This window comes from Streptomyces filamentosus (assembly GCF_014654895.1).
Taxonomy (GTDB): Bacteria; Actinomycetota; Actinomycetes; order Streptomycetales; family Streptomycetaceae; genus Streptomyces; species Streptomyces filamentosus.
The window spans coordinates 1,229,221-1,242,612 of the sequence record NZ_BNBE01000002.1 but is presented as its reverse complement, the minus strand read 5'-3'; the positions used below and the strand labels follow the sequence as shown (position 1 = coordinate 1,242,612).

General features: G+C 75.6%; 11 protein-coding genes. 6 read left to right on the top strand and 5 right to left on the bottom strand.

The annotated features are described in order from the left end of the window. Position 1: 1 nt before the first annotated feature. Positions 2 to 2,347 carry a hypothetical protein gene (locus IE326_RS24435; RefSeq protein ID WP_190043008.1) on the top strand — a complete coding sequence of 782 codons (2,346 nt, stop codon included), beginning with the start codon at positions 2 to 4 and terminating at the stop codon, positions 2,345 to 2,347. Here the strand turns inward: IE326_RS24435 and IE326_RS24430 are convergent. From IE326_RS24430 to IE326_RS24410, 5 genes are all read right to left on the bottom strand, one after another. After that, positions 2,317 to 4,734, bottom strand: coding sequence for a right-handed parallel beta-helix repeat-containing protein (locus tag IE326_RS24430; protein WP_190043007.1), 2,418 nt, complete (start codon positions 4,732 to 4,734; stop codon positions 2,317 to 2,319). The two genes, IE326_RS24435 and IE326_RS24430, sit on opposite strands and share 31 nt — an antisense overlap. Positions 4,735 to 5,073: 339 nt before the next feature. Then, the gene (locus tag IE326_RS24425) at positions 5,074 to 5,682 is read right to left on the bottom strand and encodes an Rv1733c family protein (RefSeq protein ID WP_190043006.1); all 609 of its coding nucleotides are present in this window, start codon (positions 5,680 to 5,682) and stop codon (positions 5,074 to 5,076) included. Positions 5,683 to 5,766: 84 nt separating this feature from the next. Further along, positions 5,767 to 6,591, bottom strand: coding sequence for an MOSC domain-containing protein (locus tag IE326_RS24420; RefSeq protein ID WP_150226865.1), 825 nt, complete (start codon positions 6,589 to 6,591; stop codon positions 5,767 to 5,769). 54 nt (positions 6,592 to 6,645) lie between these two features. Next, on the bottom strand, positions 6,646 to 7,188 hold the full coding sequence (locus tag IE326_RS24415; protein ID WP_150226864.1) for a DUF6643 family protein: 543 nt from the start codon (positions 7,186 to 7,188) through the stop codon (positions 6,646 to 6,648). A gap of 315 nt (positions 7,189 to 7,503) precedes the next feature. Then, a complete protein-coding gene (locus IE326_RS24410) occupies positions 7,504 to 8,745 on the bottom strand; it encodes a glycosyltransferase (RefSeq protein ID WP_190043005.1) in 1,242 nt (413 codons plus the stop codon). A gap of 58 nt (positions 8,746 to 8,803) precedes the next feature. Here IE326_RS24410 and IE326_RS24405 point away from each other — a divergent pair, with 58 nt between their 5' ends. The 5 genes from IE326_RS24405 (at position 8,804) to IE326_RS24385 (ending at position 13,360) form a co-directional block, all read left to right on the top strand. After that, positions 8,804 to 9,601 (top strand): glutamate racemase, encoded by a 798-nt coding sequence (locus tag IE326_RS24405; RefSeq protein WP_190043004.1) that lies wholly within the window; start codon positions 8,804 to 8,806, stop codon positions 9,599 to 9,601. A gap of 83 nt (positions 9,602 to 9,684) precedes the next feature. Continuing rightward, positions 9,685 to 10,260, top strand: a complete 576-nt coding sequence (locus IE326_RS24400) for a PH domain-containing protein (RefSeq protein WP_150226862.1) — start codon at positions 9,685 to 9,687, stop codon at positions 10,258 to 10,260. A 67-nt stretch (positions 10,261 to 10,327) separates the two neighbouring features. Further along, positions 10,328 to 11,938 (top strand): apolipoprotein N-acyltransferase, encoded by a 1,611-nt coding sequence (lnt, locus tag IE326_RS24395; RefSeq protein ID WP_190043003.1) that lies wholly within the window; start codon positions 10,328 to 10,330, stop codon positions 11,936 to 11,938. Positions 11,939 to 12,000: 62 nt separating this feature from the next. Further along, a complete protein-coding gene (locus tag IE326_RS24390; RefSeq protein WP_190043002.1) occupies positions 12,001 to 12,483 on the top strand; it encodes an NUDIX hydrolase in 483 nt (160 codons plus the stop codon). Between the two features lie 55 nt (positions 12,484 to 12,538). Then, complete coding sequence (locus tag IE326_RS24385; RefSeq protein WP_150226860.1) at positions 12,539 to 13,360, top strand: 3-hydroxybutyrate dehydrogenase; 822 nt, start codon at positions 12,539 to 12,541, stop codon at positions 13,358 to 13,360. Positions 13,361 to 13,392: the final 32 nt, after the last annotated feature.

Genomic DNA, 13,392 nt, shown 5'->3' with positions numbered 1-13,392 from the left:
AGTGTCCCCTGCCACACCCGCCCCGGAGCACGGGGGCACGGCGCTCGAACTGCTCGTCCACGGAGTCGGCGGAGCCACTCCCCAGTCCATGCTCGACGACCCCAGGACCGTCCGGGTGACCGGCGACGACACCGCCGCCGTCCACCGCCGCGCCGAGGACCTCGACGCCGAGGAGGACCCCGGCCGGTACGGGGACCGCCCGGTGCCGGAGGCGTACGTCTGGTCCAACCTGACCTCCGGCGACGGCGCCCGCGCCCTGTGGCTGCTGCTCCTGCCCTTCATGGTGGTCAACCTCGCCCACTGGATGCGGCCCCCGGCCCCCGGCCGCCCCGGCCTCGTCCGGCTCTACGGCGTCCTGGTCCGGCTCCTCGCCCTCAGCCTCACCGTCCTGCTCACCGCCGCCGCCTGCGAGGTCGCCCTCGACCTGACGGCCTGGCAGTGCGCCGGAACCCCCGCCTGCGCCGACGGCCGCGCCTGGCTCGGCTTCCTCGCCGCCGACCGGGGCGGCTGGTGGTCGGGCCCGGGCCGCCGCCTCGCCCTCGCCGCCGTCCTCCCGGCCGCCCTCGTCGGCCTCCTCTGGTACCTCTCCCACCGCACCTGGAGCGCGTACGAGGCCCAGCGCCCGCCCACCGACACCGCCGCCGTACCGGCCGGGGACCCGCGCCCCGCGCTCGGCAGGCCCGGATTCTGGTACGGGCGCCGGCTCGTCGCCCGGCTGCGCGCCGCGCACACCGCCGCCGGCTTCCTCACCGTCGCCGCGGCCCTCGCCGCCGCCCCCGCCCGGCAGGACACCGGCACCCTCGCCGCCGGCGGACTCGCCCTGCGGGCCGCCCTCGCGGCCTGCGCCGCCCTCGTCCTGTGGGCGGTCTGCGGACGCGGCCGCAGCGAACGCCGGCTCGACCGGCGCGCCGAGCGCTCCCTCTTCACCCGCCTGCCGGCCGCGGCCCTCGTCCTGCTGGCCCTGACCGCCGTGCACACCGCCTGGGACCGGCCCGGCTGGACCTCCGCGGGCACCCTCCCCGGCGACGCCGTCTTCGGCGCGCTCACCCTCGCCCAGGGCGGCCTCGTCACCGCCCTCGGCGCCGTCGCCCTGCTGCTCCAGCGGCCCCGGCGCGACCCCCGCACCGCCCTCGCCGGGCTCGGCGGGCCCGCCACCGCGATGCTGGCCTGCGCGCTGGGCTGCGTCATGTCCGGCGGCGTCTCCCAGCGGGTCGCCGACTGGCTCGACGGGGCCGCCACCCCCGGCACCGCCGCCAGCGCCCTCGCCGGCCCGCCGGTCCTCCTCAGCTGGCAGGCGTCCGTCATCCCCGTCCTGATCCTGCTGCTGCTCGCGCCCGCCGCCCTCCTCGGCGTCCGTACCGCGCTCGCCGCCCGCCGGCTGCGGCCCGCCGTCGAGGCCGACTACGCGGGGGAGGACCCGGACCCGGTCCGCACCGGCCAGATCGCGGCGAGCCGGGCCCGCGCCTCGCTCACCGACTCCGCCCCCGTCCTCGTCGCCGTCGTCTCCGGCACCGCCCTGCTGCTCGGCGCCGCCTCCGTCGCCGGCGCCTGGGCCAGCGGCGAGGTCCCCGGCCGCGCCTTCTCCGGCGCCCACCCCGCGATCGCCGCCCTCGCCACCACCACCCAGGCCCTCGGCTCCTGGCTCGTCGGCTTCGGCTTCCTGCTCTTCGTCACCTGGGGCCGCCGCGCCTACCGCGACGCCTCCGCCCGCCGCACCATCGGCATCCTCTGGGACGTCGGCACCTTCTGGCCGCGCGCCGCCCACCCCTTCGCCCCGCCCTGCTACGCCGAACGGGCCGTCCCCGACCTCACCTGGCGGATGAGCTCCTGGACCCGGGACACCGGCGGCCGGCTCGTCATCTCCGGCCACTCCCAGGGCAGCGTCCTCGCCGCCGCGGCCGTCTGGCAGCTGCCGTCCGCCACCCGCGCCCGGGTCGCCCTGCTCACCTACGGCTCCCCGCTGGAACGGCTCTACGGACGCTGGTTCCCCGCCTACTTCGGCCCCGAAGCCCTGAGCGGACTGCACCGCGCCGTGCACTGCTGGACCAATCTGCACCGCGCCACCGACCCCATCGGCGGCCCCGTCCGCGTCCCGGCCGAGGAGGGCCGCCCGGCCGTCGACGCCCCGGTGCTGCGCGACCCCGTCGCGTACGGACGCACCCGCGCCCACCCGCTGCCCGAACCGGTCCTCGGCCACTCCGACTACCAGGCCGACCCGGCCTTCGCGATCTGCCGGGCCGCGCTCCTGGACCGGCTGCTGCCCGCCCTGCCCCGCCAGCGGACCGCCGGGGAGGCGGACGACCGGGACGGCAGCGGTCAGGGGAGCTCGGGCAGGTCCTCCGGATAGAGCAGGGTCAGGTCGTCGGTGCTCGCCTCCGCGAGCCCGGCGACCCGGCCCGCGTGCCGCTCCACCATCGACTCGAAGGTCTGGCGCGCGGTCCGCCCGTTGCCGAACGCCGGCCCCTTCGGCAGCTTCTCGAAGTACGCGAGGAGGGCGTCGTCCGCGCCCTCCGCGAGCCGGTACTCGTGCTCGTCCGTCTGCTGCCGCACGATCCGCAGCAGCTCCGCCGGCGTGTAGTCGCCGAAGCTGATGGTCCGTGAGAAACGGGACGCCACACCGGGGTTGACGGTGAGGAACCGCTCCATCTCGGCCGTGTACCCGGCGACGATCACCACCACCGCGTCCCGGTGGTCCTCCATCAGCTTCACCAGCGTGTCGATCGCCTCGCGCCCGAAGTCCCGCCCCGAGTCCTCCGGCGACAGCGCGTACGCCTCGTCCACGAAGAGGACCCCGCCGCGCGCCTGCTCGAACGCCTCCTGGGTGCGGATCGCCGTCGAGCCGATGTGCTCGCCGACCAGGTCGACCCGGGAGACCTCCACCAGGTGACCGCGCTCCAGCACCCCCAGGGAGGCGAGGATCTCGCCGTAGAGACGGGCGACGGTGGTCTTGCCGGTGCCGGGGTTGCCGGTGAAGACCAGGTGGCGGCGGACCGAGGCGGCCTTCAGACCGGCCTCCTGCCGCCTGCGGCCCACCTCGATCATGTTGGTGAGCGTCCGCACCTCGTGCTTGACGCTGTCCAGGCCGACCAGTGCGTCGAGCGCGCCGAGCACGTCCTCCGGGTTCCGGGCGGCCGGGACGGGCGCCATGGGCGCGGCCGCCGGTGCGGCGGCGGTACGCGGCGGGGGGAAGGCGCCGAGCAGGCCGGGGGAGTGCTGGGTGGCCGTCAGGACCGGCGCGGGCGGGACGGTCACCGGCGGGGTCCGGACGGCGCTCTCGTCACCGGTGCACTCCTCGGCCACGGGCCCGTCCTCGGGGAGTTCGTACCCGCCCCGCGCGCACCGCTCGGTCCGGCAGCGGCGCAGCACGGTCCGGCAGCCGTCCATCACGTGGAAGCCGTACCCGCCGCTGCCCGTGACCCGGCAGCCGTGGAAGGTGCCGCGGCCCTCCGCCGACACGTAGAAACCGGCCTCGGCCGGCGAGGTGACCACACAGCGCTCGACCGTGGGATCGGCGCCCTTGGTGACGATGACGCCCGTCTGCACGCTGTCCACGGTGCAGTTGGCGAGGGTGCCGCCGCTGCCGTGGTCGCGGAACCAGGCCCCGGTGGACGCCTCCTTGATGCGGCAGTCGTCGAGCTGGGCGGTCGCGCCGTCGCTCACCGACACGGCGGTGTTCCGCACCTGCGTGAGGTCGCTGTCCACCACGTCCACCCGCGAACCCCGGTCCAGCACGAACAGCGCGTCCGGCACGTCGTGCACCCGGCAGGCGTCGAGGACCACGCTCGCCCCGTCGCTCACCCACACCGCCGGGTAGTCGCCCGTGCTGTCGTGGATCTCGCACTGGTGGGCGTCCACGCGCGTGCCCGGATCCCACACCGACAGGCCGTTGCGCCCGAACCGGCGCACCGTCGACCGGGTGAGCGTCAGCACCGAACGGGACCGCAGGTCCACGGCGTTCTCCGGCACGTCGTGGATGTCGCAGTCGGAGAGCGTCAGCACGGCGTCGGTGTCCAGGGTGACGCCGTCGGCGGAGGTGCGGTGCACGACGGAGTCCACCAGGTGCGCGGCCGCGCGGGCCGCGATCTGGAGGCCCGCGCCCTTGATCTCGTACACCTCGCAGCCGACGCCCTCCAGGCCGCTGCCCTCGCCGGTGACGGCGATCCCCGCCCCGGAGGCGTGGTGCACCCGGCAGCGCTCCAGACGCGGATGCGCCCCGCCGCGCACCGACACCCCGGCCTGACCGGCCGAGACGACCTCGCACTCCTCGAAGACCCCGCCGGCGCCGTCCACGGCGGCGATGCCGACCCCCGCCGGATTGTCGACGGTGCAGCGGCGGACCGTGGGACGGGCCAGGCCCCGGACCTCGATGCCGGCGGCCGAGCGGGTCATCACCCGCAGGTCGAGAAGTTCGGGCGTGCCGTCCTCGATCAGCAGGGCGGGCGCCGCCACGTCCTGGCCCTCGATGTGCAGGTCCCGCACGACCGCCGAGGCGCGCAGGGTCAGCGGCACCCCGTCCGGCGGCGCGATCCGCACCGGCCCCGCCCCGTCCTCCGGCCCGCGCAGGGTCACCGCCCGGGTCACGACGAGGTTCTCGCGGTAGGTGCCGGGCGCGACGGTGAGGACGTCGCCGTCGCCGGCCGCCTCCAACGCGGCGGCGAGGGAGGCGTACTCGCCCGTGCGGCGCCGCCACCGCGACGTGCCGGTGTGCGTCACCTGGACCGTGCCCTGTGCCATGGGTGTGCTCTGCCCCCGCCTCGTGCGTTCGCCGCTGACCCGGATCCAGGATCTTGGATCCGAGATCCTGGACCTTGGATTTTGGATCCGGGATCCGGGATCCGAAATTTTGGATCCAGAATCCAAGGTCCAGGATCCAAAATTTTGGATCGTGGATCGTGGATCCGCGGTCTTGGATCCCCTCTTCTGGACAGTGGATCCGATGCCCCACCGTAGCGCGCGCGGCGACGCGGGGTTGACGGGTCGTCGAGCCGCACCCGTACGGGGCACGGAAGCGCCGGTTCCGGGAGCGGTGGCCCCGGGCACGGTGGTTCTGGACGCGATGGTTCCGGCCGCGGATCAACTGCCGGTGCCGGTGCGTCCCCAGTCGGGGCCGACCGAGGCCCACGCGCGGTCCAGGCGGGCGTAGCGGTGGAGGAGCAGGCGGCGCATGACGAGCCGGCGGACGGTCTCCACGCCGAGTCCGGCGAGGAGGGCCGCCGTCAGGCCGGCGATGAAGGCGTGGGCTCGGGCGGTGTCGCGGGCCAGGGGGGCGGGGACGGGACGTCCGGCGCGGTCGGTCCAGAGGGAGAAGGTGTCGCCGGGCGAGGCGCTTCCCCGGGAGGTGGTGACGGTGCCCGTACGGGGGGTGCCGTCGGGGGCGGTCCAGTCGGCCACGACCGCGCGCCGGAAGCGTTGTTCGGCGGCCTGCTCGCTCGACGCGGCGGCGCCCGGCGGTGTCGGGGCGGGCCGGAGCACCCGGGCGGTGGTCTCCGCCCGCCCCTGCTGCTGGGCGTGGATGGCGCGCTGGAGGGAGTGCTGGGCGGAGGATCCGGCGGCCCAGCCCGCCAGGGGCACCGCCAGGCACAGCGCGACGGCGGCCACGAGCGCCACCCACGCCTCGACCAGGTCCGTCGTGCGGCGCAGGGGATTGTGCCGCCAGCGCCAGAGGCCGGTGACTGCACGCATGGGGGAACCCCCTCGTTCGTCGTTCCTCGGACGAGTCTGCCCGCGCCGGGGCCGGTCCGCCTGTCGAACGGGGAGGCCGGGGGATCAGTCGAGGACCTTCACCGGGTCGCCGACGCGGACGGTGCCGGTGTGTTCGGGGACGAGGTTCTGGCCGAAGACGAGCTTGCCGTTCAGCCTGCGGTGGCGGCCCAGGGTCCGCAGGGGCTCCTTGCCGCGCTCGGCGGTGGCCTGGTCGGTGGTGGTCACCACGCACCGGCCGCACGGCTTGGCCACCCGGAAGGTCACCTCGCCCACGGAGAGCCGGGTCCAGCCGTCCTCCGCCCACGGCGCGGTCCCGTCGACGACCAGGTTGGGCCGGAAGCGGCTCATGGGCAGGGGGCCCTCGTGGGCGTGGTCGCCCTCGGCGATCAGCGCGTTGAGGGCGTCGAGGGAGGCGCTCGCGGCGATCAGCAGCGGGTAGCCGTCGGCGAGGCTGACGGTCTCGCCGGGGAGCGCGTACGCGGGGTCGATCGGGCGCCGGTGCTCGGGCGCGTCGAGGTGGACGAGGCGCGCGTCGTCCTCCAGCCAGGCGGAGAACCAGGCGGCGGCGGCCGCGCCGGCCGGTACCGTCTCCACCGCCTGGTCGAAGATGTCCATGGTCAGCGTGGCGGAGGGCACCGGCACCGGGACCGTGAGGGGTTCCCGGCCGGGCGCGGTCAGCCGCAGGCCGCCGTCCGGGAGGGGTTCGGCCGACACCAGCGCCATCCGGGGGTGACGGCGCTGGGTCATGACCGTGCCCTTGGCGTCGACGACCGCCCAGCGGCGGTCGTGCGCGAGGCCCCAGGGCTGCACCTCGGCCTCCGTGAGGGAGAGGGCGCGCAGTGACTTCACCGGGTGGACGTGGACGGAGCGGATGACGGGATCGATCATCCCCTCATCCTGCCAGCCGCTCCGCCGGGGCTGCGCCGGGTCTTCGGGGAGGGATCAGTAACCGCCGCCCTGGTAGGGGCGGTTGTACGGGTCCTGGTACTGGGCGGGGGCCGGGACCGGCGCCGGTGCGGGGCGCGGGGCGGCCGGGCGCATCGCCTCGTAGCCGCCGGCCGGACGGGCCGGCTGCGGGACCGGCTGCGGGTAGCCGCGCTGCGCGGGCTGCTGCGGGATGTACGGCGTGGGCGCGGCCTGGAGCGGCGCGGCCTGGAACTGTGCGGGCTGGAACGCCGGGGGCGCCGCCTGCATCTGCGGGGCCGGCTGGGGGTAGCCGTATCCGCCGCCGTGGTAGGCCGGTGCCGGCTGGGGGGACGGCGCGGACGGCAGGGCGGGCAGCGCCGCCGGGAGCGCCGGCAGGTAGGAGCCGGTCGGCGCCGCGGGCGCCGGGTAGCCGACGGGGGCCTCGTACGCGGCGGGCACTCGGATCGGGGCGATCTGAGGCATGCCCCGCTCCGCGACCAGGGAGTCGTAGATAGGGGTGTCCGGGAAGGACGGCGCGGTGTGGTAACCGCCTCCATAGCTGGAGCGGGGGGAGGTCATGGCACATAAGTTAAGCCCACGATCTGCCGATTGGGGAGTCCGCTCAACACCTTCTTTGACGGGCTTCTGACGACGGCGGATCCTCAACCCGAGCGAACGGGTCAAAAACGGGCATGCCCTCATCCCAAGATCACGCAAAACGCGAGCTGAGAGGGGGTTACCGATGGGTCGGTCGGGTGGCCCCGAACGGCCCGCCCGGTATGAAGAACGGATAAAGAAAAGGCGACCGGAAGGAGTGGGAGAAGTGATCTTGGGTATGTCGAATCGTCAATCCCGCACCGAACACCGGGATGCGCACACGCCGAATTCGCCGCGTTACTCCCCGTGGCGGGGAGTGAATTCCCCGTTCTCCGCAGCGCGCCCTCCCGTGTGGATCCGCCCCTTCCACGCCCCGCCCCGCCCCCGGTGGTGCCGCACCGCGGAGTCCACCGTCATCAGCAGGTAGAGGAGGGCGGTGAAGGGCAGCAACGGCGCCGTCCACCAGGACTGACGGTAGTAGCGGAGCATCGGCACGTACGTCCCCGCCATCACCGCCCACGCCAGGCCGCCCGCCCACGCCGCCGCCGCGTCCCCCGAGGCGAGCCCCGCGACGCACGCGACGGGCGGCACCAAATAGACGAGCACCAGCCCGGCGACCGTCCCCAGGAGCAGCAGCGGGTCGTACCGCAGCTGGGCGTACGCGCTCCGCGCCACCATCCGCCACAGCTCGCCGAGGTCCGGGTACGGCCGCACCGAGTCGACCCGCTCGGCGAGCCCCAGCCAGATCCGGCCCCCGGCCGCCCGCACCGCGCGCGCCAGGGACACGTCGTCGATCAGCGCCGCGCGGATCGCGTCCGGCACCCCGGCCGCCACCGCCGTCTCCGTCCGCAGCAGCACGCAGCCGCCGGCCGCCGCCGTCGCCCGGGGGCGGCGCGCGTTGACCCGGCGGAAGGGGTAGAGCTGGGCGAAGAAGTAGACGAAGGCCGGGACCACCAGGCGCTCCCAGGAACTCGCCACCCGCAGCCGGGCCATCTGCGAGACCAGGTCACGGTCGTCGTCCCGAGCGGCGGCCACCAGCAGGCGCAGGCTGTCGGGCCGGTGGGCGATGTCCGCGTCCGTCAGGAGCAGGAACTCCGGCCCCCGCGCGCGTGCCAGCGCCATCCCGTGCCGCAGCGCCCACAGCTTCCCCGTCCACCCCGGCGCCGGTTCGCCCGGCGACGTCACCGTGAGCGGCAGCCCGCCGTGGGCCGCGGCCAGGCCGGCCGCGAGCCGGCCGGTGCCGTCCGTGCTCCCGTCGTCGACGAAGATCACCTCGGCCCGGCCCGGGTACTCCTGCGCCAGCAGCGACGGCAGGCTCAGCGGCAGGACCCCGGCCTCGTCCCGCGCGGGCACCACCACCACGACGGCGGGCCACGTCTCCCCGCGCGCGGGACCGCCGTCGTCCCCGCCGCCACGCGCGCGCGTGCGGGGCGAGGCGTCCGGCAGGCGCTGGTCCGTGCGCCAGAAGAAGCCCTGGCCGAGCAGGAGCCAGACCCAGACGGCCAGCGAGGCGGCGGCGAACCAGGCAAGGGTGCTCATTTGCCGCAGTCTGCCCCAGAAAGCCGGGGATGAGGGGCCCATCGGCTAGGGTGACCGGGTGAAGATCGCGCTCATGGACTCCGGAATCGGCCTCCTCCCGGCAGCCGCCGCGGTGCGCCGGCTGCGTCCGGACGCCGAGCTGCTGCTCTCCAACGACCCCGACGGCATGCCGTGGGGACCCCGTACCCCCGAGGACCTCACCGGGCGCGCCCTCGACGTCGCCCGCGCCGCGGCCGCCCACCGGCCCGACGCGCTGATCGTGGCCTGCAACACCGCCACCGTCCACGCCCTCCCCGCGCTGCGGGCCGCCCTCGAACCGGGGATCCCGGTCATCGGCACCGTCCCCGCGATCAAGCCGGCCGCCGCCGCGGGCGGCAAGGTCGCCATCTGGGCCACCCCCGCCACCACCGGCAGCCCCTACCAGCGGGGCCTCATCCGCGAGTTCGCCGCGGGCGCCGAGATCACCGAGGTGCCCTGCCCCGGCCTCGCCGACGCCGTCGAGCACGCCGACCCCGACGCCGTCGACCGGGCCGTCGCCGCAGCCGCCGCGCTCACCCCGCCGGACGTCCGCGCCCTCGTCCTCGGCTGCACCCACTACGAGCTGGTCGAGGACCGCATCCTCGCGGCCCTGGGGCCGCGCCGCCGCCCCGGACTGCCGCCGATCGCCTTCCATGGCTCCGCCGACGCCGTCGCCGCCCAGGCACTCCGCCGCCTCGGGGCCGCCCCCGCCCCCGGCGCCGCGCCGACCGGCACCCTCTCCGTGCTCCTCAGCGGGCGCCCCGGCCCCCTCCCGGCCGCCGCCCTCGACTACGCCGCGGGCCGGCTCCTCGCGGGCGCCCCGGCCCCTTCCCGCTGATCCCGGGGGCGACCTCACGCGGAGTGACCGGATGACTGCGGCCGGACGGGCCGAACCGGACATATCTGAGTAATATTCCCGATATGAGGAAGGAATCCGGACGGCCGAGCGCCGACGGCCACCAGCCCGGCGACGGGCGGCCCGAGGTGTGGACCGGCCGCGCGACCAACCGCTTCCAGTGGATCGCCGCCGGCGCGGGCGCCGCCTGCGTGGCGCTCGGCGTCACCCTCGCCGTCGGATCCCCCTGGACCTCCGGCATCGCCGCCCTCGCCATGGCCGTCTTCGGCTGCGTCGCCGTGGGACTCCTCGTCCTCTTCGGCACCCTCGCCTTCGTCCACGTGGAGGTCCGCGTCGACGACCGGGCCATGCGGGTCCGCTGCGGCCACATCGGCGTCCCCCGCCGGACCATCCCGCTCGCCGAGGTCGTCGACGCCGACTACGACCCCCGGGTCACCCCCCGCCACTGGGGCGGCTGGGGCTACCGCTGGCGCCCCGACCGGGGCACCGCCGTCGTCGTCCGCCGGGGCGAGGGCCTCGTCCTGCGCCTCGCCGACGGACGGACCTTCACCGTCACCGTCGACGGCGCCGCCGGGGCGGTCGCCTCGATCCGCCGCCACCTCCACCGCCCGGCCCCGCCCCAGACCCCCGCCGGAGCCTGACCCCCGCACCCGCCCCCGTACCGTGCCGGACCGGGCGTCAACAGGCACGCCCCGTACACTCCGCAAGGTGAGCACCACCATCACCCCCGACGCGGCCGGAGCCGCCGACACGCCCGCGACCGACGCCCCGGCGCGCCGCTTCGGCCGGGCCGCGCGGTTCGTCCGCCCCGCAGCGGCACTGCTCTCCGGCGCCCTGCTCTACCTGAGCTTCCCGCCGCGCCCCCTGTGGTGGCTCGCGCTGCCCGCCTTCGCGCTCCTCGGATGGACCCTGTACGGCCGCCGCCTCCGCGCCGGCTTCGGCCTCGGGTACCTCGCCGGCCTCGGCTTCCTCCTGCCGCTCCTCGTCTGGACCGGTGAAGAGGTGGGGCCGGTGCCGTGGCTGGCGCTCGCCGCGATCGAGGCCCTTTTCGTCGCCGCCGTCGGCCTCGGCGTCGCGGCCGTCTCCCGGCTGCCCTGGTGGCCGGTCTTCGCCGCGGGCGTGTGGATCCTCGGCGAGGCGGCACGCGCGCGCGTGCCCTTCGGCGGCTTCCCCTGGGGCAAGATCGCCTTCGGCCAGGCCGACGGCGTCTTCCTCCCCCTCGCCGCCGTCGGCGGCACCCCGGTCCTCGGCTTCGCCGTCGCCCTCTGTGGCCTCGGCCTCTACGCCGCGGTCCGTCCGGTCCTCCACCACCGCGCCACCGGCACCCTCCCGCGCGGCCCGCTCGCCGCCGCCGCGCTCTGCGTCCTCGCCCCGGTCACCGGCGCCCTCGCCGCCCTGCCGCTCGTCAGCGACGCACCCGAGGACGGCACCGCCACCGTCGCCGCCATCCAGGGCAACGTGCCCCGCCTCGGCCTCGACTTCAACGCCCAGCGCCGCCAGGTCCTCGACAACCACGCTGCCCGCACCCGCGAACTCGCCGCCGAGGTGAAGGCCGGCACGAAGCCCCAGCCGGACTTCGTCCTGTGGCCCGAGAACTCCTCCGACATCGACCCCTACGCCAACGCCGACGCCGCCGCCGTCATCACGGACGCCGTCGACGCCGTCGAGGCCCCCACGGTCGTCGGCGCCGTGATCGCCCCGCCCACCGGCAAGCTCCGCAACACCCTCATCCAGTGGGAGCCCGGCGAGGGGCCCGTCGCCACCTACGACAAGCGGCACGTCCAGCCCTTCGGCGAGTACATCCCGATGCGGTCCGTCGTCCGCCTCTTCAACAGCGACGTGGACCGCGTCGCCCGCGACTTCGGCCCCGGCAGCGCGGTCGGCGTCTTCGACCTCGCCGGCACCAGGGTCGGCCTCGCCACCTGCTACGAGGCCGCCTTCGACTGGGCCGTCCGCGACACCGTCACCCACGGGGCCCAGCTGATCACCGTCCCCAGCAACAACGCCACCTTCGGCCGCAGCGAGATGACCTACCAGCAGCTCGCGATGTCCCGGGTGCGGGCCGTGGAACACAGCCGCGCGGTCGTCGTCCCCGTCACCAGCGGCGTCAGCGCCGTCATCCGCCCCGACGGCGAGATCGTGGCGCAGACGAAGATGTTCACCCCCGACTACCTGGTCGAGGAGGTGCCGCTGCGCTCCACGAAGACCCCCGCCACCCGGCTCGGCACCCTCCCCGAGGCCCTGCTCGCCGCCGTCGCGGCCGCCGGACTCGGCTGGGCCGCGGCCCGCTCCGTACGCGCCCGCCGGGCCCGGCCCTGAAGCCACGGGCCCGCCCCCTGAAGGCCCGGGCCCGCCCCGGGAGATGATCTAGGGTCGACCGCATGGCTACCCCTGACTTCATCCTCGAACTGCGCAAGACCGCCGGGCACCAGCTCCTCTTCCTGCCCGGGGTCAGCGCCGTCGTCCTCGACGACCGGGGCCGGGTCCTGCTCGGCCGCCGCGCGGACACCGGCGCGTGGGCCGTGATCGGCGGCATCGTCGAACCCGGCGAGCAGCCCGCCGACTGCGCGGTCCGCGAGGTTGAGGAGGAGACCGGGGTCCTGTGCGTGCCCGAACGGGTCCTCCTGGTGGAGACCCTGCGCAAGCCGGTCGTCTACGCCAACGGCGACGTCTGCCAGTACATGGACGTGGCCTTCGTCTGCCGGGCCGTCGGCGGCGAGGCCCGCGTCAACGACGACGAGTCGACCGAGGTCGGCTGGTTCGAGATCGGCGCCCTCCCTGAGATGAAGCGTTTCTCCCACTGGCGGATCGAGAAGGCGCTCGCCGACGGACCCACATGGTTCCGCACCACACCGTCCGCCTGAAGTATGGGCCGGACGCACATCGGTGGGGGAGGGGCCCCTTCGTAGGGTGCGGAGCATGAGCGCCCCCACCACCGCCCCCGCCGCCCCGGCCGCACTGCCGCACCCGGCCGCCCTCGCCCTCGACCTCGCCGGCCGCACCGCGGTCGTCACCGGCGCGGCCGGCGGCATCGGGCGCGCCTGCGCGCTGCGGCTGGCCGCCGCCGGGGCCCGGGTCAGAGCCGTCGACCGGGCCGCCGAGGGACTGGAGGAACTGGCCGCCGGGGCCGCCGGCCTCCCCGGGACCGTCGAGCCGCGACTGCTCGACCTCACCGACCTCGACGCCGCGGAGGAGACCGCCGCGGGCGCCGACATCCTCGTCAACAACGCGGGCCTCCAGCTCGTCCGCCCCCTGGAGGACTTCCCGCCCGAGGTCTTCCACACCGTCCTCACCGTGATGCTGGAGGCCCCCTTCCGGCTCATCAGGGGAGCCCTCCCGCACATGTACGCCCAGGGCTGGGGCCGCGTCGTCAACCTCTCCTCCGTGCACGGCCTGCGGGCCTCCCCGTTCAAGTCCGCCTACGTCGCCGCCAAGCACGGCCTGGAGGGCCTGTCCAAGACCGCCGCCCTGGAGGGCGCCCCGCACGGCGTCACCTCCAACTGCGTCAGCCCCGGCTACGTCCGCACCCCCCTCGTCGAGCGGCAGGTCGCCGACCAGGCCGCCGCCCACGGCATCCCCGAGGAACGCGTCCTCACCGAGATCCTGCTGCGGGACTCGGCGCTCAAGCGGCTCGTCGAACCCGAGGAGGTCGCCGAGGCCGTCCTCTACCTCTGCTCCCCGCAGGCCGCCTTCATCACCGGCACCTCCCTCGTCCTCGACGGCGGCTGGACCGCCCACTAGAACCGCTCCGCCCCCGTCGTCCACAGGAATCG